20 protein-coding genes and 2 riboswitches are annotated in these 21316 nt (G+C 68.6%); of the genes, 5 read left to right on the top strand and 15 right to left on the bottom strand.

Annotation, left to right across the window (positions count from 1 at the left end):
* The first annotated feature begins 148 nt into the window (after positions 1-148).
* From HJG44_RS05095 to HJG44_RS05105, 3 genes are all read left to right on the top strand, one after another.
* Positions 149-682 (top strand): NUDIX hydrolase, encoded by a 534-nt coding sequence (locus HJG44_RS05095; RefSeq protein WP_171217330.1) that lies wholly within the window; start codon positions 149-151, stop codon positions 680-682.
* Between the two features lie 261 nt (positions 683-943).
* Positions 944-2386, top strand: coding sequence for a mannose-1-phosphate guanylyltransferase/mannose-6-phosphate isomerase (locus HJG44_RS05100; protein WP_171217196.1), 1443 nt, complete (start codon positions 944-946; stop codon positions 2384-2386).
* A gap of 24 nt (positions 2387-2410) precedes the next feature.
* Positions 2411-3118 (top strand): GDSL-type esterase/lipase family protein, encoded by a 708-nt coding sequence (locus tag HJG44_RS05105; protein WP_171217197.1) that lies wholly within the window; start codon positions 2411-2413, stop codon positions 3116-3118.
* Between the two features lie 117 nt (positions 3119-3235).
* Here HJG44_RS05105 and HJG44_RS05110 read toward each other — a convergent pair whose 3' ends face one another.
* From HJG44_RS05110 to HJG44_RS05150, 9 genes are all read right to left on the bottom strand, one after another.
* Positions 3236-4186 (bottom strand): LysR family transcriptional regulator, encoded by a 951-nt coding sequence (locus HJG44_RS05110; RefSeq protein ID WP_171217198.1) that lies wholly within the window; start codon positions 4184-4186, stop codon positions 3236-3238.
* Positions 4187-4299: 113 nt separating this feature from the next.
* Positions 4300-4974: a DUF1028 domain-containing protein gene (locus HJG44_RS05115; RefSeq protein ID WP_171217199.1), complete on the bottom strand. Its 675-nt coding sequence runs from the start codon at positions 4972-4974 to the stop codon at positions 4300-4302.
* 5 nt (positions 4975-4979) lie between these two features.
* The gene (locus HJG44_RS05120; protein WP_171217200.1) at positions 4980-5396 is read right to left on the bottom strand and encodes a RidA family protein; all 417 of its coding nucleotides are present in this window, start codon (positions 5394-5396) and stop codon (positions 4980-4982) included.
* Positions 5397-5510: 114 nt separating this feature from the next.
* Positions 5511-6779: a flavin-containing monooxygenase gene (locus HJG44_RS05125; protein ID WP_171217201.1), complete on the bottom strand. Its 1269-nt coding sequence runs from the start codon at positions 6777-6779 to the stop codon at positions 5511-5513.
* Between the two features lie 149 nt (positions 6780-6928).
* The gene (gene argE, locus HJG44_RS05130; protein WP_171217202.1) at positions 6929-8077 is read right to left on the bottom strand and encodes an acetylornithine deacetylase; all 1149 of its coding nucleotides are present in this window, start codon (positions 8075-8077) and stop codon (positions 6929-6931) included.
* Positions 8078-8082: 5 nt separating this feature from the next.
* Positions 8083-8781: an ABC transporter ATP-binding protein gene (locus HJG44_RS05135; protein WP_171217203.1), complete on the bottom strand. Its 699-nt coding sequence runs from the start codon at positions 8779-8781 to the stop codon at positions 8083-8085.
* Entirely contained in the window at positions 8768-9565 is a 798-nt protein-coding gene (locus HJG44_RS05140; RefSeq protein WP_246736020.1) for an ABC transporter ATP-binding protein, read from the bottom strand. The genes HJG44_RS05135 and HJG44_RS05140 overlap by 14 nt, the downstream gene beginning before the upstream one ends.
* A gap of 2 nt (positions 9566-9567) precedes the next feature.
* Entirely contained in the window at positions 9568-10737 is a 1170-nt protein-coding gene (locus HJG44_RS05145) for a branched-chain amino acid ABC transporter permease (RefSeq protein WP_171217204.1), read from the bottom strand.
* The gene (locus HJG44_RS05150; RefSeq protein WP_171217205.1) at positions 10737-11654 is read right to left on the bottom strand and encodes a branched-chain amino acid ABC transporter permease; all 918 of its coding nucleotides are present in this window, start codon (positions 11652-11654) and stop codon (positions 10737-10739) included. The genes HJG44_RS05145 and HJG44_RS05150 overlap by 1 nt, the downstream gene beginning before the upstream one ends.
* 282 nt (positions 11655-11936) lie before the next feature.
* Between HJG44_RS05150 and HJG44_RS05155 the strand changes: the two genes are divergently transcribed.
* Positions 11937-13052 (top strand): branched-chain amino acid ABC transporter substrate-binding protein, encoded by a 1116-nt coding sequence (locus HJG44_RS05155; RefSeq protein ID WP_171217206.1) that lies wholly within the window; start codon positions 11937-11939, stop codon positions 13050-13052.
* A gap of 178 nt (positions 13053-13230) precedes the next feature.
* Here the strand turns inward: HJG44_RS05155 and HJG44_RS23545 are convergent, their stop codons facing one another.
* The 6 genes from HJG44_RS23545 to HJG44_RS05185 are packed head-to-tail and all read right to left on the bottom strand — an operon-like array spanning position 13231 to position 19865.
* Positions 13231-14019 carry an ABC transporter substrate-binding protein gene (locus tag HJG44_RS23545; RefSeq protein ID WP_171217207.1) on the bottom strand — a complete coding sequence of 263 codons (789 nt, stop codon included), beginning with the start codon at positions 14017-14019 and terminating at the stop codon, positions 13231-13233.
* Positions 14016-14771, bottom strand: a complete 756-nt coding sequence (locus HJG44_RS23550) for a (2Fe-2S) ferredoxin domain-containing protein (protein ID WP_171217208.1) — start codon at positions 14769-14771, stop codon at positions 14016-14018. The genes HJG44_RS23545 and HJG44_RS23550 overlap by 4 nt, the downstream gene beginning before the upstream one ends.
* A gap of 10 nt (positions 14772-14781) precedes the next feature.
* Positions 14782-15870 carry a FecCD family ABC transporter permease gene (locus tag HJG44_RS05170; RefSeq protein WP_210260905.1) on the bottom strand — a complete coding sequence of 363 codons (1089 nt, stop codon included), beginning with the start codon at positions 15868-15870 and terminating at the stop codon, positions 14782-14784.
* Positions 15867-16832, bottom strand: a complete 966-nt coding sequence (locus HJG44_RS05175; protein ID WP_171217209.1) for an ABC transporter substrate-binding protein — start codon at positions 16830-16832, stop codon at positions 15867-15869. The genes HJG44_RS05170 and HJG44_RS05175 overlap by 4 nt, the downstream gene beginning before the upstream one ends.
* Positions 16829-17656, bottom strand: a complete 828-nt coding sequence (locus HJG44_RS05180; protein ID WP_210260906.1) for an ABC transporter ATP-binding protein — start codon at positions 17654-17656, stop codon at positions 16829-16831. The genes HJG44_RS05175 and HJG44_RS05180 overlap by 4 nt, the downstream gene beginning before the upstream one ends.
* A 10-nt stretch (positions 17657-17666) precedes the next feature.
* Positions 17667-19865 carry a TonB-dependent receptor gene (locus HJG44_RS05185; protein ID WP_346767091.1) on the bottom strand — a complete coding sequence of 733 codons (2199 nt, stop codon included), beginning with the start codon at positions 19863-19865 and terminating at the stop codon, positions 17667-17669.
* A gap of 387 nt (positions 19866-20252) precedes the next feature.
* Positions 20253-20444, bottom strand: a riboswitch (cobalamin riboswitch).
* A gap of 110 nt (positions 20445-20554) precedes the next feature.
* Positions 20555-20764, top strand: a riboswitch (cobalamin riboswitch).
* Between the two features lie 100 nt (positions 20765-20864).
* Here HJG44_RS05185 and HJG44_RS05190 point away from each other — a divergent pair.
* Positions 20865-21290, top strand: a complete 426-nt coding sequence (locus HJG44_RS05190; RefSeq protein WP_171217211.1) for a DUF1636 family protein — start codon at positions 20865-20867, stop codon at positions 21288-21290.
* The last annotated feature ends 26 nt before the right edge of the window (positions 21291-21316 follow it).

The raw sequence follows: 21316 nt of genomic DNA on the forward strand, positions 1-21316 counted from the left end.
GATCGGATCTGCAGCGGTTGGGAGGGCATGTCCCACCTCCGTGCCGGAGCAAGTTGATCCCTCGCGGCTGCAACGACAACAGGCCTCCTTGCTGTCGATTCCAAACTCGGCCTTGATAGGCGTCGCGAAGACGTGCGGGGTACACGCCGTGGAATGGAGGGTACGAAGCTCCCGCTACGTCGTTCGAGACCGATGGATCAGCGTACGCGCCGACGAGTGCTTGACGGCCGAGGGAATCGAAGTCTCGCCGTATTACGTGCTGGAGTATCCCGATTTCGTCCATGTCGTCGCCTACGATGCCGACGACCGCATCGTTCTGGTCAGGCAGTACCGGCACGGGCTCGGCGGCACATCTCTTGAGCTGCCGGGAGGAGTTGCCGAGCCGTCGGACGCGGACGCGCTCGCGACAGCCAGGCGAGAGCTCCGCGAGGAGACCGGGTACCAGGGGGGCTCGTTCGCGCTGCAAGCGACGCTTTCGCCGGATCCGGCGAAACTGACCAATCGGCTGCACCTCGTCGTGGCGCACGGCGTGTGCCCGGGACGGTTCTCGCCGGATCGTTCGGAGCAGATCTCGGTTGAACTGGTCTCTCGCGCACAGGCCTACGAGCTCGCTTTGTCAGGAGCGATCATGCACGCTCAGCACGTTGGCCTGCTTCTGACCGCGCTTCAGCGGAGGTTCTGATGGGCGGTTCGCTCGGGCTCGCGCCCTGTCCGTCGGCAGATGAAGCGATCTTTTCGAACTGCTTGAGGAGTGCCCCAAATCAGTCGATTTATGACCGGTCAATGCACGACCGAGCGCGTCATTGATCCTCCAGGCGGGCTGTCCAATAGGAGTGTACTGCGGCGGAGCAGGGTAAGACGTGAGTGATCAAAAATTGGCTGTCCGTCTTGGCCGGGCTGCTGGGGCCGATTACAAGCACCGGGACAATTCTACCGCGCTTCGATGACAAACTCCGAAATTCCGTCGGCGATCACGCCTTTCATCATGTGCGGCGGGAGCGGCACGCGGCTTTGGCCCGTCTCGCGTGCCTCCATGCCGAAGCAGTTCCAGTCCTTCTTCGGCGCGCGCAGCCTCCTGCAGGACACCGCCGTCCGCGTGACCGGGCCGGGCTTCGCGCCGCCGGTCTTCGTCGCGAGCGAAGCCCATCGGTTCCTGGTGGCCGACCAGATCGAGGCGCTCGGGATCCCGCGCGGGCCGATCGTCCTGGAGCCGGTCGGACGGAACACGGCCGCGGTCGCGCTCGTCGCGAGCCTGATGACCGAAAAGCACGACCCGGACGGGCTCGTGCTGCTCCTGCCCTCGGATCATCTGGTCAAGGACGCCGACGCCTTCAGGGCACTCGTCCTCGAGGCAGCTCCCGCGGCGCGAGCCGGGTCGATCTGCCTGTTCGGCATCGCGCCGAACCGGCCCGAGACGGGATACGGCTATATCGAGGTGGGCGACGACCCGGTTCCGGACCAGGGCTCGCCCGTCCGAAAGGTCGTGCGCTTCATCGAGAAGCCGGGCCGGGAGGCCGCCGAGCGGCTGCTGGAGGCGGGCAACAACGTCTGGAACTCGGGAATCTTCCTTTTCTCGGCCCGGGCGATGCTCGCCGAGGCGGAGGAGCGCCGGCAGGACCTTCTGGCGGGCGTCCGCCATGCCCTCGACACGGCGGATCGCGACCAGGACTTCGTCCGGCTGGAGGCGGCGGCTTTCGGGGCGGTGGAATCGATCTCGGTCGACTACGCGATCATGGAAGGAAGCCAACGCACGGCGGTGCTGCCGGCGACGATCGACTGGAATGACCTCGGTGCCTGGGATGCGATCTACGGCGCCCATGTCGCGGACGGGGCGGGCAACGTCCTGCTCGGCCGGGCGGTCGGGCACGACACGAGAAACTCCATCATTCGATCGGACCGGCAGGTCGTCGCGACGGTCGGGGTCGAGAACCTCGTCGTCGTCGCCACGGACGATGCCGTGCTCGTCGCCGACAAGGCGCAGGCGCAGGGCGTCAAGCAGGCGCTCGAACTCCTGAGGACCAAGGGGTTCGCGGAGGCGGACACGCATAGCGAGATGCACCGGCCCTGGGGCAGCTACCGCTCCCTCATCTCGGGCGACCGATTCCAGGTCAAGCTCATCACGGTGAAGCCGGGCGGCCGCCTCTCGCTCCAGCTGCACCGGCATCGTGCCGAGCACTGGGTCGTCGTGAAGGGGACCGCCCAGATCACCTGCGGCGAGCGCGTGTTCATGCTCTACGAGAACCAGTCGACCTACATCCCGCAGGGCGAGACGCACCGGCTCGAGAATCCCGGCCACATCCCGCTGGAGATGATCGAGGTCCAGTCGGGAGCGTATCTGGGCGAGGACGACATCGTCCGCGTGGAGGATGTCTATGGCAGGTCGTGATCGAGCGAATGCCATGCCGGCGGCATGAGGCGCCTGTCCGGTCTCGTCCTGGTGATGTCGGCTTTCGCCGCAGGCGGAGCCTATGGGTACGGCATGGGCCGCTTTGCCTGGCCGCCGGCGCGGAGCGTCGATGCCTTCTACCGGAGCCTGAGCCCGAGCCTCAGGCCCGCAACCTGGGCCGAGCGCCACTTCCAGGAGAGGCTCGGCTACTTCCGCTCCCTCCCCGGCACGGCGCAAACCGTGATGCTGGGAGATTCGCATACGGAGCGGGCCCACTGGGACGAATTGCTGCCCGATGCGAGGCCCCTGAACCGCGGCATCGAGGGAGATACGTGGGACGGCCTGGTGGCGCGCTTGGACGAGGTCGTCTCCCGCAGCCCCAGGCGCGTCTTCGTGCTTTGCGGAACGAACGACGTGGCGGCTGGAATCCCTCCCGAAAGGATCGTCGCCGCGCTGGCGACGATCCACGAGAGGCTCCGGGCGATCGGCGCCGACCTGGTTGTGCAGAGCGTGCCGCTGACGGATTCGCCATCGCGCAACATGCGCACCCAAGCCCTGAACGTCGCGCTTCAGGATGCCACAAAACGCCTCGGTCTGCGCTATGTCGACCTGAACCGGGCGCTCGCTCCCGACGGCGCCATTCTGCCCCATCTTACGACGGACGGCGTCCATCTGACGGGCGAGGCCTATCGTCTGTGGGCCGGCCAAGTGCGGGACGAGCTGGGGAGCTGAACCTGCCGGGCGATGGCAGGGGACGATATCCGTCAGGCGCACAGACGAGCCGCGATCGATGCGGCCGCTTTGCCGGTATCGTCTCGGCCGTCTCGCCGGACGGCCCGAGGGCGGAAGCTAGCCTCTCTTCTCTCGACGCTCGAAATGGGGCGCGATCATCCCCGAGATGTAGCTGTCCGAGATGAACGAGCGGCAATGCGCCTCGAAGGCGCGGATCAGCCGGGAGGGCTGAAGCTCCTTCGGGATCGCGGTGCCGACCACCATCGGGCGGTGATCTCCGGCGAGACGCACACGTACCAGCCGCCGCCCGTCCAGGGCGAAGTCGGAGCGCGGGCGCACGTTGAAGAGCGAGTAGCCGTAGCCGTTCGCGACCATCGTGCGCACCACCTCCTGATGCGCCGACCGCCGGCCGATCAGGGGCGTCACGCCCTCCTTCATGAACAGGCCGAGGAAATATTCCCGCGACAGCGGCAGGTCGAGCAGGATGAGCGGTTCGGATTCAAGATCCTTCAGGGTCAGAGCCGCATGTTTGGCGAGCGGGTGGGCCTCGCTCAGGACGACATGCGGCGGGAGTTCGGCAAGCGGCGAAAACAGGATGTCGCCCGGGATGTCGAGGTCGTACGTGATGGCAAGGTCGATCTCGGAGCGGCGCAGCCCCTCCAGCAGCTGTTCCTGGTCCGCCTCGATGTGATGGATCTGCGTGGCCGGGAACGCGGCCTCGAAGGAATGCGACAGCTCCGGGGCGATCATCGGGGCCAAGGTCACCATGCAGCCGACCGACAGCCGGCCGCGGACCTGGCCGTCCGACTCCGACGCGACCGCGTAGAGACCCTCCGCCTGGGCGATGAGCTTCTTGGCCTCGCGCAGGAGGTCGCGGCCGACCGGCGTGAGCGACAGCCCCTGGGCATGGTGCCGGATGAAGAGCTTCACGCCGAGTTCCTTCTCGAGATGCGCGATCGCGGTCGAGATGGAAGGCGGCGAGATGTGGACCCGCTCGGAGGCCTGGGTGATGCTCCCGCTCTCCCCGGCCGCGATGAAGTATTCGAGCTGCCGGAAGGTGTAGCGCATCGCTGGTCGAATCGGTCCGGAGGCTGGCCGCCATGCGGGCGGTCAGGCTTCCGGACGATAGGCGGCCTCGCCGGCTTGCGGAAGCGGTGCGGCGCCGCCCGCTTCCCGGGCGATTACGGGTCGCCGGGGACGCCGTAGCTCGGCGCGGCCGAGGGATCGAGCGCGCGCGTGACATAGGCCTCGAGCTGCGGGCGGTAGAGATCCCACAGCGCCGAGAGCCCCGCGATCGGGCAATCCTCGGTCCAGTCGACGCGCAGGTCCGCAACCGGCCAGGAGACCTTGTCGACGAGCCTCAGCCCCGCCGAATGGACCGGGCCCTGCTCGCCGCCGAGAGCGAGGGCGGCCCTCATGGCGGCGAGCAGGCGATCCCCGAGATGACCCTCCGACTTCGTGAAGGACTCCACCATCGCGGCCGGGATGCCCGCATCCGCCAGCATGTTGCCGCCGCAGGCGACGTTCTCGGCCTTGGCATCGGCGAAGATTCCGAGTGCCTTTGCGCCCGAATGGATTGCGCTGCGGCCATGCGCATCCACGGCCAGGACCTGGCGATAGTCCAGAAACTCGGTCGAGCCCCGCAGGGCCTCGATGGCCTGGGGCGCGCTCGCGCCGAGCTCCATCAGGTCGAGCATCCGCGGACCGAGCGTCGGGTCGGTGACGTTCTGGCTCGCGACCGCACCGACGCCCGCCCGTGCATAGGCGCAGCGCGCCGCGACGGCCGGGGAGGACGAGGAGACCGCGACGCCGAACATCCCGGTCCGCGCGCAGCGTGCGACGATCGAGAAGGTCATGCGGGTCAGTCCGGAATGACGGCGGTCGCGTCGATCTCGACCAGCCATTCCGGCCGGGCGAGGGCCTGCACGACCAGGCCCGTGGAGACCGGGTGCACGCCGCGGATGTACTCGCCCATAGTGCGGTAGACGGCTTCGCGGTGGCGTACGTCGGTGATGTAGACCACCACCTTAACGAGGTGCTCCATCGTGCCCCCGCATTCCTCGATCAGCTGCCGGATGTTCTGCATGACCTTGTGGGTCTGCTCCACCGGATCGTGGCTCTCGATGTTCTTGGCGGTGTCGAGATCCTGCGGGCATTGTCCCCGCAGGTAGACGGTCCGGCCGCCGCGCGTGACCACGGCGTGGCAGAGGTCGTTATCGAGCCTCTGCTCCGGGTACGTGTCCTTCGTGTTGAACTTGCGGATTCTCGTATGCGCCATGTCCATCTCCTGCATTGCGGTCGGCGCCGGGATCCCCGATGCCCGGGGCGCGGTCCCGCTCCCCGCTCCGGCCGGCATGGGCCTGCCCGCGAGGAGGGTCCGCGCGAGGCCCCGTCACCCGGCCCGGCGGCTTGCGGCCGCGTGGTACTCCAGGTAGCTGCGCTGCGTCGCGATGTGGTCCGCCACGTGCTTGGCATCGTGCCAGACGCCCCAGATGAAGCTGGAGCCCCTCCGGGACTGCCAAGGCAGGCCCAGGAAGTAGATCCCCGGCTCGACCGAGACCCCGCGCTGGTGCCTGGGCCTGCCCTTCTCGTCCAGCAGATCGAGCTTGAGCCAGCTGTAGTCCGAGACGAAGCCGGTGGCCCAGACGATCGCCGTGATGTTCGCCTCGGACAGATCGAGGCTCAGGATCGGATTCGTGACGCAGTCGGGATCCGGCCCGATCTCGCGGGCCTCGGGCTCCTCCGGCAGGTCGAGGCCATAGCGGGCGACATAGGCATCCGCCTCGTCCAGCACGGAGAGGTAGTTGGCATCGCCGCGGGCGATGTTGGCCGCCAGGTCGTTCGCGAAGGTCAGCGCGCCGTTCTCGAAGGATTCGGTGCGGCCGACGAGCGTGATCCCTTCCGCGGCGAAGCGCCTGAAATCGACCGTCTCGCCGCCGCGCGCGCCGCTGACGGCGATCGTCACGTGTTCCGTTCCGGGCAGCGGCGCGGCGATGTCCCACTTGCCGAGCACCCCCAGCCACCAACAGTAATCGCGCTTGCGGTAGGCGCGCGGGGGGCGATCATGCGGCCCGACCGACAGATAGACCTTCTTCCCGGCACGGCGCAGCTCGTCCGCGATCTGCGATCCGGAAGAGCCCGCGCCGACCACCAGCACGGCGCCGTCCGGCAGCTGCTGCGGGTTGCGATAGGCGCTGGAATGGATCTGCATCACCCCGGTATCCTCTGGAACGAGGGTCGGGATGACCGGCTTTTGGAAGGGACCGGTCGCCACGATGACGTTGCCGGCCTCGATGACGCCGTCGGAGGTCGTGACGCGAAAGCCGGACCGGCCCGCCGGCCTCTCGACCTCCTTCACCTCCACCCCGCAGCGGATCGGCGCATCGATCATCTTCGCGTAGGCCGCGAGATAATCCGCAACCTTCTCCTTGGCGATGAAGGCGTCCGGATCCGCGTCGGGGAACTCCATGCCCGGGAAGCGGTCGTGCCAGGCCGGCCCGTTGGCGACGAGGGAATCCCAGCGCTCCGAGCGCCAGCGCTCCGCGATGCGCTTCCGCTCGAGGACGAGATGAGGCACGCGGTTGTTCCGCAGGTGCTCGCTCGCGGCGATGCCCGCCTGGCCGGCGCCGACGACAAGCGTATCTATTCTCTCGATAGACATTCGCCACTCTTCCAAGATCTGCGGAAAGTACTCGACGGAGCACTTAGGGCGAGGGCCCGCCGGGGCCAATTTCGAATTGGGTTTGCGGTGATTAGCTTTTCCCGAACTGCCGGCGAAACGGGGATGCGCCCGCGAAGCGGCCCGGCGCCTCAACGCCGGAGCTCGGCCGCAAGGCGGTCCATCATCCGGTCGCAGGCTGCCAGCTCGCTCAGCGCGACGAACTCGTCCGGCTTGTGGCCCTGATCCATGGAGCCCGGCCCGCAGACGACCGTCGGCACGGCGAGCTCGCCGGAGAAGAGGCCTCCCTCGGTCCCGAACGGGACCTTGAAGGTCTCGCTCTCCCCCAGGAGAGCCTTGGCGAAGCGCACGACCTCAGCGTCCGGCGGCGTCGCGAGGCCCGGATAGGCGTTGAGCGCGTCGATCCGTATGTCGGCCTGCGGGAAGGAAGCGCGCCGCTGCGCCGCCAGCGCTGCGGCATCGTCCATGAGCCGGTTGAGGATCGTGGCGGCGTCGTCCTCGGCTATGTTGCGGATCTCGAAGTCGACCGTGCAGAGATTGGGCACGATGTTGAGCGCGGTGCCGCCGCCGATCCTGCCGACATGGAGCGTCGTGTAGGGGACCTCGTAGCCCTCGTCCCGCAGACCCTCGGCCGCGATCGCGTCCTGGCGCCGCCGGATCGCCCCCACGAAGTCGCAGGCGAGATGGATGGCGTTCATGGCCTTGGGAGCGAGCGCCGAGTGCCCCTCCACCCCGCAGCATGTTGCGCGCGCGGCGATCTTGCCCTTGTGGCCGGTCGCGATGCGCATGCGGGTCGGCTCGCCGACGATCGCCAGGCGGGGCTTCACGCTGCGCGTCCGCAGCGCCTCGACGAGCGAGCGCACGCCGACGCAGCCGATCTCCTCGTCATGGCTGAAGGCGAGGTGGATCGGGGTCGCGAGCCTCGCCCCGTCGAGCCGGTCGACGAGCGAGAGCACGCAGGCGATGAAGCCCTTCATGTCGGCGGCGCCGCGCCCATAGGCGCGCCCGTCCGACACGGTCATGCGGAACGGATCGGACGACCAGGTCTGGCCGTCCACGGGCACGACGTCGGTATGGCCCGAGAGCATGACCCCTGGAATGTCGCCAGGGCCTATCGTGGCGAACAGGTTCGCCTTGCCGCCGTCCTCCGCCAGGAACAGCTCGGAGGCGATGCCCCGCGCGGCGAGGAAGTCGCGGATGAAGTCGATGAGCGCGCGGTTGGGGTCGCGGCTGACGGTCGGGAAGGCGATCAGCCGTTCCAGGAGATCGAGGGTCGTCACGGCGCTCACAGGTAGAGGTGGCGCACGGCGTCGTTGGCGAGGAGCTCGGCGGCGACGCCCGAGGCCACGACCCGTCCTTTCACCAGGAGGACGCCGCGATGGGCGATCGAGAGCGCGGTTTCCGCGTTCTGCTCGATCAGCAGCACCGTGGTGCCGCGCCGGTTGATCTCCGCGACCGTGTCGAAATACTCGTCGATGAGCTTCGGCGACAGGCCGAGCGAGGGCTCGTCCATGACGACGAGCCGCGGTGCGCCGACGAGGGCGCGGGCAAGCGCCACCATGGCCTGCTCCCCGCCCGAGAGCGTGCCCGCGCGCTGGCCGATGCGGTCGCGCACGCGGGGGAAGAGCTCCAGCATCGCGCCGAGCCGCGTCTCGAAGTCGCCCTCGGCGCGCTGGGCCTCGAAGCCGAGGCGGATGTTGTCCCGCACGGAGATGTCGGCGAACAGGCGGCGGCCCTCGGGCACGAAGCCGATGCCGAGCGCGCTCAGTTTCTCGGTCGGCGTCGAGGCGAGGTCGCGCCCCATGATCTCGATCCGCCCGCCCGCCAGCGGGAGAAGGCCCGACAGGGCCCGGAAGGTCGTGGTCTTGCCGGCGCCGTTCGGCCCGAGGATGCAGACCAGCTCTCCCGCGGCGACCTCGAACGAGACGCCGCGCAGCATCGCGACGACGCCGTAGTTCGTGTCGACGTTCTCAACCTTGAGCATGGCTGGCCCCTCTGCGGCCGAGATAGGCCTCCTGCACGCGCGGGATCAGGCGCACCTCCTCGAACGGCCCGTCCGCGAGCTTCTGCCCGTAATCCAGGACGATCACGCGGTGCGGCAGGGCCGCGACGAGGCGCATGTCGTGCTCGATGATCATCAGGGACAGGTCCGGCCGCGCGGCGCAGACCGCACGGATGTCGTCCATCAGCGCGTCGGTGTCCGCATCGTCCATGCCGGAGGAGGGCTCGTCCAGCAGCAGGACCTTCGGGTCGCTGGCGAGCGCGCGCGCGATCTCGAGGCGGCGGCGGTCCGCCTGGGGCAGCTCGGCCGCCGCCCGGTGACGCTGGTCGTAGAGCCCGCGCGAGACGGCCTTGAGCAGGCCCTCGGCGTGGGCGGCGGCCTCGGCGAGCTCCGCCTCGGCACGGCGGCGCCGGAAGATCGCGTCCAGGACGCCGGAGCGGGTGTGGATGTGCCGGCCGATGATGACGTTGTCGAGAACGGAGAGGTCGCCGAAGAGCCGGCTCGACTGGAAGGTCCGGGCGATGCCGCGCTTGACGATCTGGTGCGGCGCGACGCCGTTGATCCGGCGGCCCTCCAGCCGGACCTCGCCGGAGGAGGGGACATAGATCCCGCTGATGATGTTGAGGAGCGTCGATTTTCCGGCCCCGTTCGGACCGATGATGCCGAGGATCTCTCCCCGCTTCAGGTGGAAGTCCACCTCGGCCATGGCCACGAGCCCGCCGAAGCGCTGGGTCAGGCTCTCGCCTTCGAGGACGATCGGGGCCAAGGTCAGCCTCCGTACCGGCGCAGGCGCTGCGGGAAGATCCCCTGCGGCCTGATCATCAGGAAGGCGATCACGGTCACGCCGAAGAACAGGATGCGGTAGTCGGAGAAGGCGCGCAGCTTCTCGGGCAGCAGGGTCAGCAGGACCGCGCCGACGATCACGCCCAGGATGTTGTCCATCCCGCCGGCGATCACCATCGTCATGATGGTCACCGATACGAGGAAGGTGAAATTGTCGGGCGAGATGAACCCGACATAGAAGGCGTAGACCGTCCCGGCGAAGCCCGCCAGGAACGCGTCAACCGCGAAGGCGAGCACCTTGTACCAGGTGGTGTTGATGCCCTGGCAGCGGGCGGCGAGCTCGTCCGCCCGGAGCGCGTTCCAGGCGAGGCCGACGCGCGAATCGTGCAGCCGGCCCGCGAACACGATCGCGATCAGGACCAGGACGGCGGACAGGTAGTAGAAATTGGCCTGCGACGGCAGCTCGTATCCGAGCACGGCGAGCGGCGAGGCGAAGGAATGGCCGAAGAGCTCCGGGGCCGGGATGCCGACGAGCCCGTTCGGGCCGCCGGTGACCTCGAGGTTGTTGAGGAGCTGGTGGATGACCACCCCGAACGCGATGGTGACGAGCGCCAGGTAGCTGTCCTTCGTGCGCATCGAAGGAAGGCCGAGCAGGAACCCGAAGATCGTGGCGACGACGGCGGCGGCAGGCAGCGCGAGCCAGAAGCTGACCTCGAAATTCAGCGCCAGGAGGGCCGACGCATAGGCGCCGATGCCGTAGGAGGCGCCGGTCGCGAAGTTCGGGATGTTGGCGCTGCCGAGCTGGAAATTCAGCGCCAGCGCGAGCACCGCGTAGAGCTGCGCGATCACGCATAGATGAAGGGCGTAGCTGCTCTTCTCGAGCACGAAGGGAAAGACGAGCGCGATCGCGATGCCGAGGAGGGTCGCCGCCCTGCGGTGGCGGGCGAAGGCTTCGGCGATGCGCGCCTCGAGGGCCGGACGCCGCTCCAGGGCGACGAGCACGGCCCCGAAGGCGGCCAGCAGGACGAGCACCCAGCGCCAGTCCTCCGCGAGGAGGAACTCGCGGAGGGCGGCGGCGCCCACGATCTCGACGAGGGCGACGATGAGAAGCCCGCCGAGCGGACGGGCAGGGGGCGGGGCGGACGCGTGGGCCATCACACCTTCTCGGTGACGGTGCGGCCGAGGAGGCCCGCAGGCTTGAAGACGAGCACGCCGATCACGAGCAGGAAGACGAAGACGAGGCGATAGGAGGCTCCGTTCGGGACCGTCGCCTGCACGAGCGTGTCGAGCCCTGAGATGAGGAGGCTGCCGATGATCGCCCCGGGCATCGAGCCGAGCCCGCCGACCACCGCGGCCGAGAAGCCGATCAGCCCGATATCGATCGAGAAGTCGAACCGCACCATGCCGGCATAGGAGGAGAAGAAGAGGCCGCCGATCGCGCCGATGGCGGAGGCGATGAAGAACGTCGCCCGGAAGACCCGGCCGGGGTTGATCGCCATGAGGCGCGCGGCGTCGCGGTCGAGCGAGACGGCGCGGATGTGGAGCCCGAGCCGGGTCCGGTTGAGCATCAGGAACAGGAGGGAGACCGCCACGATCGCGACCAGGATGGCGGTGGCGTTGAAGGCCGGGACGCGGAAGCCGAAGAGCATCGCGTCGCCGGTGACGAGGCGCGGAAAGGCGTGCGGGTTGCTGCCGTTCGGGAAGAGGTGCCTGATCAGCTCGCGCAGCACGATGCCGAGCGCCACGGTCGCGACGAGGGCCATCATGGCCGGGGCGGTCCGGAAGCGCTGGATGATGAGGATGTCGAGCAGGACCCCGAGCAGGCCCGTGAGGGCGATCGCCACGATCGCGAAGGCGACCATGGCGGCCGGGGACGAGATGCCGCCTGCGCCCGCCCCCAGCGCCTGCACGAGGCCGAGCGCCAGGAAGGGCGACATCAGCGACACGTCGCCGTGCGAGAAGTGAATGATGTTCAGCACGCCGAAGAGAAGGCTGAACCCGACCGCGACCAGGGCATAGATGCTGCCGAGGGTAAGCCAGTTGAGTATCTGTTGGGCGACGAGGTCCGTCATCGCATGTCCTCGCCCGTGCTCCCTGATGCCTCTATGACACCGGCGACGGAATGCATGAAGCGGCGCAGAGGGGAGATTCGTATTTTCCGAAAGGCTGGGTCGGGCCTTCCGAAGCTGCGCCGGGCCCGCCGTCGTCCTGGTTCCGAAAAGTCGACGAAACGCTTTCGAATATCCAATTTGCCGAGCCCGGTGCATTATGCCGCTCTTCTGAGCTGGGCGGACGAGGTCGCCTACCCGGTGCCGGACGGGCGCCCGGAACCCACTGTCTTCGGGAGATTGAGCATGTCAGATTCCCTTTCGCGCCGGCACGTTCTCCTGTCCGCGCTGGCTGGCCTCGCGCTCTCCGTCTCGGCGGCCCGGGCGCAGGAGACGATCAAGATCGGCTTCATCGGGCCGCTGTCGGGCGGCAACGCACAGCAGGGGCTCTCCGCCCGCAACGGCTTCCAGCTTGCCATCGACCAGGCGAACCGCGCCAACCTGCCGTTCAAGATCGAGCCGGTGATCCTCGACGACGCGGCCAATCCCCAGACCGGTGTCTCCGCGGCCCTGAAGCTCACGAACGACCCGAAGGTGGTCGCGGCCACGGGGCACTGGAACAGCGGCGTCGCGCTCGCGACGATCCCGGTCTTCAGCCGCGCGAACGTGCCGTTCGTGATCTGGGGTGCGATCAGCCCGAAGGTGACGGAGAAGAACAACCCGATGATCTCGCGGGTGGTGACGACGCTCGTGAACACCAACGCGCCGCTCGCCGCCTGGGCGGCGGCGAATGTCGGCAAGCGGATCGCCATCGTCTCCGACACGAGCGATTACGGGGCGGCCAACGTCCAGGCCTTCGAGCGCTTCTTCAAGGAAGCCGGGGGCACGATCGTCGCGACCGAATCCGCGCCGGTCGGCACGACCGATTTCCGCGCGATCCTGACCAAGATCTCGTCGAGCAATCCGGACGCGATCTATTTCGGCGGCGTGGTGACCGAAGCCGGTCTCGTGCGCAAGCAGATGGTCGAGCTCGGCCTGAAGCAGCCGATGATCGGCGTCGACGGCTTCCACGATCCCGAATTCATCAAGATCGCCGGCGCGGCCGCCGAGGGCACGATCTCCGGTATCGCCAAGGAGAAGGGCAATCCGAAGCTCGACCAGCTCGTCAAGGATTACGAAGCCGCCAAGTTCGCCGAGCCGATGGGGACGTACACGAAGAACGCCTATGATGCCGCGAACATCATCATCGCGGCGATCCAGAAGGCGGGCACGAAGGACAAGGCCGCCATCGCCAAGGCGATCCGTGCCACCGAGCACGACGGCGCCATGGGCCACACGAGCTTCGACGAGAACGGGCAGACGAAGCTGCCGGTCGAGCTCGAACTCCGCGAGGTCAGGAACGGCGCCTGGGTGACGCGCTGAGACCGAGCGGCCGCCAGGCACGCATTCGGCACCCGGACGATGCCCGATCGTCCGGGGAGCTGCCGCCGAGATCGAACCGATCCGGCTGTCCCACGCCGACCGCGCGCATAGGGTCGACCCGCACGGTTGCGGGGTCGGCTCCGACTTCCGGGTCGGGGAACGATCAGCAGGCGGTCCGCTACGGACGTGAGCGTGCGATCGCGGCACAGATCGCATCGAGGCCGTCGGTCAATGCGGCCGGGCCTGGCTGCAGGATGAGCGGGGACTTGATCTCGACGATGTTTCCGGCCCGCACGGCCGGGATCGTGTCCCAGCCCGGTCTTGCGGAGATGCGGGCGGGCACGACCTTCTTGCCGCACCACGAGGCGAGGATGATGTCCGGCGCCGCGGCGATCACCCGCTCGGGATCGACGATGCGGTCGCGAGCGGAACCCTGCTGCCGCAGGTGAGGGAAAATGTCCTCGCCGCCCGCGATCTCGATCAGCTCCGACACCCAGCCGATCCCGCTGATCAGCGGATCGTCCCATTCCTCGAAATAGACGCGCGGACGCGCCCGGCCGAAGGGCAGCGTCCGCACGGCGTCGAGCCGATCCTCGTAGCTCCGCGCGAGCGCCTCCGCCTTCTCTCCCGCCCCGACAAGCGCGCCGAGAGTTCGGATCATGGCCAGGATGCCCGCAACATCGCGTTGATTGAAGGCATGGACGGCCACCCCGGCTCGGACGAGGTCGGCCACGATGGCGGCCTGAAGATCCGAGAAGGTCAGGACGAGGTCGGGCTCGAGCGCAAGGATCTTCGGAATGTCCGCGGACGTGAAGGCCGAGACGCGCGGCTTCTCCCGGCGAACCTGCGGCGGCCGCACCGCATAGCCGGACACGCCCACGATCCGGCTATCCTCGCCGAGGAGGTAGAGGGTCTCGACCGTCTCCTCGGTCAGGCAGACGATCCTCTCGGGCGGGAAGCGCCTCACCCGCCGACTGCCCCATCGGCGGTCGTGCGATGCACGATCCCCTCCGCGACCGGCCGGTCGGACAGAAGGTGATCCGACACGATCCGGTCGATGCCGTCGCGGGTCAGCCCGCCGTACCAGTGCCCGTCCGGATACACGATCATCAGGGGCCCCAGATTGCAGGGATAGAGGCAGCTCGACCGGGCGCACATCGCCCGCCTGGGCCCGGCCGCGAGCGGCCGATGCTGCTTCATGCGGTTTCGCAGATGCTGGTAGAGCGGCTCCGCGCCGCGATGCAGACACCGGGCTCCGACGCAGAAGAAGATCTGGCGGCCGTGTTCGGGGATCTTCGACCAGCCGGGCTTGCCCAGGCTCGGCGGCGTCAGCGTGACCTCCGCGGCAGGCCGGCCGAGCACGTCCCGGATCGCGGCCGGCAGATCCAGCGCCGCCTCGATCGCCGGCGCCAGACGAACCGCGACCTGGGCGCCGCGATCGGCGCTCCATTGGCTGAGCGCACCGGCAAGCCAGGTGGCGTGTGTCGGGTCGGCCGGCACCATGCAGGTCACGACGATTGCTTCGCGGACGCCCTCCGCCGCGAGCGCGTCCAGCACGTCGGGCAGCGACGGGCCGGTCAGGTCGGCAAAAGCCCAGGCGACCCGTGTGCCTGGCGGCAGGGTCGGGGCGAGACGACCCGCCATTGCGGGAAGGCCCTGCGCCTTGTCGAACGAGGCGCGGCCGTAGAGCACGATGGCGGAAGCGGCGGGCTGGAGCATCGGGGTCGCCTCACCGGCCGGCACGCCGGCGCATGAGCCACAGGAAGAAGGCGCCGCCGACTGAAGCCGTCATGACGCCGAGCGGGATTTCGCGCGGCGCGAACAGCGATCGCGCAAGGACGTCGACCCAAAGCAGGAAGATCGCCCCGAGCAGGGAGGCGAGCGGCAGGAGCCGGCGCAGGTCGCCGCCCACGACCATTCGGACGATGTGCGGCATGACGAGTCCGACGAACCCGATCCCGCCGCTGGCCGAGACGATGGCGCCGGTCACCAGCGAGGAGACGACGAACATCTCGGCCCGGAGCCTAGCCGGATCGACGCCGAGGCTGCGGGCGGTGTCGTCGCCGAAGGCGAGGGCGTTCACCGAGGGCGCCCGCAGGCACATCCACACGACGCCGGCCACGGTGATCGCCAGCGGCACCGGCACCGTCGCCCAGCGGGCAGCCGAGAGTCCGCCCATCATCCAGAAGAGCGCCGCCTCCGCGGCGCCGCGATCGATGGCCCCGAAGATGAGGAAGTTCGTCGCCGCATGGAGTATGAAGCCGATCGCGACGCCGGTCAGGATGAGCCGCTCGCTCGTCGGCGGACCGTCGCGACCGCGCGCGGCGCCGAACACGAGCGCCATGGCGCCGAGCGCGCCCAGAAATGCGGCGCCCGGCAGCGTCCAGGGGCCGGCGAAGGTGCCCGCGTAGAGGATCACGAGCACGGCCCCGAAGGCGGCTCCGGCCGACACTCCGAACAGATAGGGGTCGGCGAGGGGATTGCGGGTGAGGACCTGCAGCACGCCGCCGACGGCCGCGAGCCCCGCGCCGGCCGCCGCGCCGAGCAGCGCCCGGGGAAGGCGCAGTTCCCAGACGATGTTGCGCTCCGCGCGCGTCCAGGCCGGCTCCGCCGCCGGCGGAGCCATGCCGAGTTCCGCGCCGACAACGCTCCAGGTCGTCCCGAATGGGATCGACACGGCGCCGAGGCCGATCGCCGCGAGGGCGGAGAGGCAGAGCGCCGCGCCGAGCCCGAGGCAGCAGAGGACGAGCATCGGCTGCCGCCGAAGCGCGCTCATCCCGGAGCCGTTTGCGCCGAAGCGGCCGCGGGCCCGCGTCACGGTCTGAACCGCTCCGGGTGAATGGCGCGGGCGATCTTCTCCAGCCCGTCGACGCTGCGGGTCGAGGGCGTCTGCTCCGCATAGGTGAGCGGGATGAAGCGGCGCTCCCGCACCGCCTCGACATGCGACAGCTGCGGATCGCTCGTCAGATGCGCGATCGTCTTCTCGAGAGGAATGTGGTGGTCGCTGATGACGATCCACTGCGGATCGCGCTTCGCCACCTCCTCCCAATTGACCCGGATATAGCTGTTCGGGACGTCGTCGAAGATGTTCTCCCCGCCGGCCAGCCGCATCAGAAGCGAGGTCATGCCCTCGCGCCCGACCGAGACCGGAGGATTCGTCGTGAAGCAATCGTCGCAATACATCACGCGCGGGCGCTCGCTCACGTCGCGCACCTTCCGCTCGACCGCGGCGACGCGCGCCCGCAAGGCCGAGATCGCGGCGGCGGTATGGTCCCGGATTCCGAAGATTGCGCCCAGAGCATCGAGATCGGCGTAGAGCGTCTCCATGCTGATCGGCTCGCGCTTGCCGATGCGGATGCAGCTCTCGCGCAGCGTGTAGGTCTTCACCCCGAATTCCCGCAGCGCGGCCGGGGTGAGCCCCCGGGCGGCCGTGAAGCCGTAGTTCCAGCCGGCGAACATGAAGTCGGGGTTCTGGCCGAGCACGGCCTCCAGGGTCGGATAGCGGTCGATGAATTGCCGAAGGCCGGCGACGACGCCGGGCGGAGCGACCAGGTGCCGTTCCACTCCCGCGATGCCGGAGACGCCGACGAAGCGGTCGGCGAGGCCGAGATCGAGGATCGTCTGCACCATGTTGGTGTCGTTCACGAGCGCCCGCCGCGGCGGGCCGTCGAAGCGCTCCGTTTCGAAGCAGTTCTGCACCTCGACCGGATAGGTCTGTGCCGCCGCCGCGCCGACCTCGAAGGACAGGACACAGAGCAGGGCTAGCCCGTACCTTTTCACGTGAGTGCTCCGTCGAGCGGCTGAAGGTCGATCCGGATCTGACCCGTGCCAGGCTGCCGATCGACGACGGCCGACACGCCGTAGACCTCCCGGATCACCGCCGGCGAAAGCGCCGCTGGCGGGACACCGTCTGCGATGACCCGGCCCTCGCGCAGGAGAACGACGCGATCCGCCACTCGGCCGGCCAGCTCGACATCGTGCAGCGTAGCGATCACCGTCAGGCCGAGGCTCCGGACCAGGCGCAGGACCGAGAACTGGTGTCTGATGTCGAGGTGGTTCGTCGGCTCGTCGAGGAGCAGGATCGAGGGCTCCTGGGCGAGCGCCCTCGCGATCATGACCCGCTGGCGCTCCCCGCCGGACAGCGTCTCGACCGGACGCTTCGCGAAGCCGGTCAGATCGAGGGCCGACAGGCAGCGGTCGATCGTGGCGGCATCGCGCGCGGTCTCGCCGGCGAAGAAGCCGGCGCGATGCGCGAGCCGCCCCATTCCGACGACCTCGCGCACCGTGAAGCCCAGCGCGGCATCCGTGTCCTGGGCCTGGAGGGCGAGCCGCCGGGCCAGGACCGCGGGGGCGAGCCGGCTCACGTCGTCTCCATCGATCCGCACGTGCCCAGCCGACGGCGCTTGCAGCCCCGCCATGCAGCGCAGGAGCGTAGTCTTCCCGCTCCCGTTGGGACCGAGCACGGCGACGAACGATCCGGCATCGACCACGAGGTCGATCCCGCTCAGCGCCTCGCGGTCGCCGAGGCGACAGGTCAGGCGCTCGACGACGACCGCCGGCAAATTGCAGGGGCCCGCGGGCGCGTTCGGGATCGGATGGCCCACGAGCATGGTGTCAGAACGTTATCGTGTAGGCCGCCTCGACCGTCCGGGGCGGACCCAGGAACCACGTATTGGCCGAGCCGGTGATCGGATAGATCTCGTCCGTCAGATTGTAGCCCCGGATGCTGAGCTTCGAATTGTCCGTGATCCGGTGATCGAGGCTCGCGTTCAGGATCGTGTAGCTCGGCCGCTTCACGGTGTTGGCGAAATCCGCGAAGGTCGGACCGACATGCTGGACGCCCACACGCGCCTCCCAGCGCGGCAGGAAGGCCCAGGAGATCCAGGCATTGGCGATCTGTTCCGGCACGTTGGTCGGCTGGTTGCCGCGGTAGGAGACGACCCGGCCGGCGACGGCCTGGTCGAAGCGGTCGTACTGCGCCTGGAGCAGCGCAAGGTTCCCCTCGAGCCGCAGCCCTTCCAGGATCTCCACCGATCCCGACGCCTCGAACCCGGTGGAAGACTGGCTGCCGACCTGGATCGTCACGCCCGGCCGGAGCGGGTCGACGGTGAGGAGGTCGTCCTTCTCGATATGGTAGCCCGCGAGCGTGAACTCCGCCCGGCCGCCCCAGAGGGTCTGCTTGAGCCCGCCTTCGATCTGACGCCCCGACGAGAGACGGAACGCCTGCTGCGTGACGTTGAGCGTGATCAGGCTGGTCACCGGGTCGACCGCGGTCGAATAGGACACGTAGAGCGCGGTCTCGGGCAGCGGGTTGTAGACCGCGCCGAACCGGTAGCTCAGGGCCGAGAGGCTGCGATTGAAGCTGTTCGCCGGGTTGACGAGATCCTCCCGCTGCACCCGCGGGACCTCGTAGCGGACGCCCGCGATCAGGGCGAGCTGATCGGTGATCTCCAGCCTGTCTTCGGCAAAGGCGGAGACCTGGTCGGTGCTCGACCGGAAGCCGGGGCGGGTCGGCGAGGTGTTCAGGAACAGGCCGGGATCGAAGTTGAACAGGCTCACGTTCGACATGCCTGCATAGGGCGAGTTGTTGGTGTGCTTGAAGTCGATGTGGTTGGCGTCGAAGCCCGCCACGAAGGTGTTCTTCATGCCCCAGAAACCGTGCCGGAAGGTGGCGTCGAATCGGTTGCCGACCTGGTCCTGGTCATGGAGGATCTGGATGTAGTCGCTCCGCCGCACGAGGCCGGTCGCCGGCACGAAGGCATAGCTCTCGACGTTCCGGTAGCGGCGCTCCGAGCTGAGATAATACGCCGTGTTGCGCAGCGTGACGTTCTCGTTGGGGTTCCACTCGACCTTGAGCTGGGTCCAGTTGTCGGTGAACAGGTTGCGGTCGTCCCGCACGTTGTAGTTCTGGAAGCGGAGCGAGCGCGGCACGGTGCCGTTGATCAAGGGCGTGCCGAAATAGGCGAGCGGCGCCTGGAAGCCGTAATCGTGCTGAAGCGTGACGGCGAGTTCCGGGGTGACCTTCCAGAGGAGCGCCGCCGAGATCGCGGCGTTGGAGAAGTCCCCGTTCTGCCTGAGCCAGCCGTCGCTCTGGTTGGCGCTGACGTTGAGGCGATAGGCCACGTTGTCCGAGATCGCTCCGCCGCTGTCGATCGCGGCCCGGCGGGTCAGGTTCGTATCGATCGCGACGCGCGCCTCGTTGAGCCGGACGAAGGTCGGCTTCTTCGGCACCACGTTGACGACGCCCCCGATCGCCCCCTCGCCATAGAGGAGCGAGGCGGGCCCGCGCAGCACCTCGATCCGGTCGACGTTCCAGGTGTCGAACGGGAATGTGATGGTGCCGGACGCCACGTACAGACGGGTGCCGTCGTAGAGGTTCATCACCGAGTTCACGCCCGCGAAGCCGCGCGAGGTGAAGGACGAGAAGCCGTTGCCGGGCGTCCCGAGCGTCGTGATGCCGGTCGCGTTCTGCGTCACGGCTTCGTTGACCGTGTTCTGCCCGCGGTCGCGGATCTTCTGGCCGGGGATGATCTCGATCGAGGCCGGCGTCTCGAACGGCGTCAGGTCGAGCCTGCTGCCGCTGCGGTTCGGCGTCGAGAGGTTCAGGCCGACTGGCGCTGCCGTGCCATCGGCATCGCTCGTGGATGTGATGGCGGGAAGAGTTTCCGCGGACGACGAGATCCCCTGTCCGGCGCTCGGGGAGCGGGACTGCGCGTGCGCGGCGGTGGCGAGGCAGTCCGCCCCGTAGGCCAGCCCCATCGCGAGCCCGATCAAGGATCCGCTGTGAAGGAGCGCCCGCAGCGCGCTGCGCACGTCCGGATCGCTGCCGGGCAGATGCCTCTGCCTGGATCGCGCAAGCTCCCAACCTCGTTCCGACACCGACATGCGTCTCAAAGTATGTAATGTAATAACATTACAAACATCCGATCTGACGTCAACCTTCGGGCGGGCTGTTTTGGCCGGCATGGCTCGGGATGGCGGCCGCCCAAGGGGCCAGTTGCTCGGGGATTTGCCGGAGAGGAGCAGCCTGGTCGAGGAGGGAAGCGGAAGCGGACTTGGCGCGCTGGAGCGCGAGATGGTCGAGACAAGCACGGGACGGCCTCGGAAAGAGTGGCACGTCACCGCGAACGAGGCCTCCGGAAGACGCTGTTGCGCCTCCGGCCCGCCACCATCGGGACACCCCGCCCGACGTGTTCGCGCGTGACCACACGGCTGACGGCAGGTCTCCTGGCTCGCGGGTCCGTGCCGCTCGTCGCCTTCCCGGGCATCGGCCCAGTGGCGTCGTGACGAGCGACTCGCCGCTTACAGTTGCGGGGGCAGCCGCGGCATCGGGCGAGCCCTCACCGCGTTCCCTTTTGATCCCCGAAGGGAGCCGTCGAGCGCGACCATCGTGGCTTCGGTCGCGGCGGTCAAAGTCTTTGATGCTGTAGGCCGCTCTCGGAACGGCACCGTGGCAGATTGGCAACGCCGGCCAGGCGCTTGCGGGCCTCAGCGGATCATGGTTCAACACCATCGCTTTCGGTGCCCCGGTCCAACCGGGGTGAAACGGGAACGCGGTGCGGACGGGATCGCATGATCCTTGCCTCATGCCGCGGCTGCCCCCGCAACTGTAGGCGGAGAGCCGGGTCCACGACGTCACTGGCCGAAGGCTGGGAAGACGGAGCCGGCGCGGATTCGCGAGCCAGGAGACCGGCCGAAGGCGCAACGACGTGATCCGGCGGTGGGCCGGATGGAGACCGTCATGTGCCGAAATGCCGGGCGCCTTCGCGCGCTCTCTCTCCCTGCCTTCGCTCCGGCAAGGATCACGTCCCGGTGAGCGGCGGCGACCCTTCCGGGAACGCCGAGGGCCGCGCACCCGTGGTGATCAGCGTCTGCGTGTCCTGCCGTCCCCCCGATGGCGGCGACGGCTCGCCCGGCGACGCGCTGCTCGCGGCGCTCCGGATGGCCCAGGCGAGGGGCGAAGCGCGCGACGTCCTCATCCGGCCCGTCCAGTGCCTGAGCGTGTGCAAGCGCCCCTGCACGATCGCGCTCTCCCGTCCGGACGGCTACACCTATGTGTTCGGAGATCTCGACCCGGCCATCCATGCCGACGCGGTTCTCGAATGCGCGGAGAGCTATGCTGCGCAGGAGCACGGATACCTGCTCTGGCGCGAGCGCCCCGGGCCGCTGAGGCGCGGCATCGTCGCCCGTATCCCGCCGATGACATGGACCACCGAGGACGGTCGCCACCCGCGCTGACCGGCCGCGCTCCGTCCGCAGAGGAT

The sequence above is a fragment of the Enterovirga aerilata genome (assembly GCF_013044135.1).
Lineage (GTDB): Bacteria > Pseudomonadota > Alphaproteobacteria > Rhizobiales > Beijerinckiaceae > Enterovirga > Enterovirga aerilata.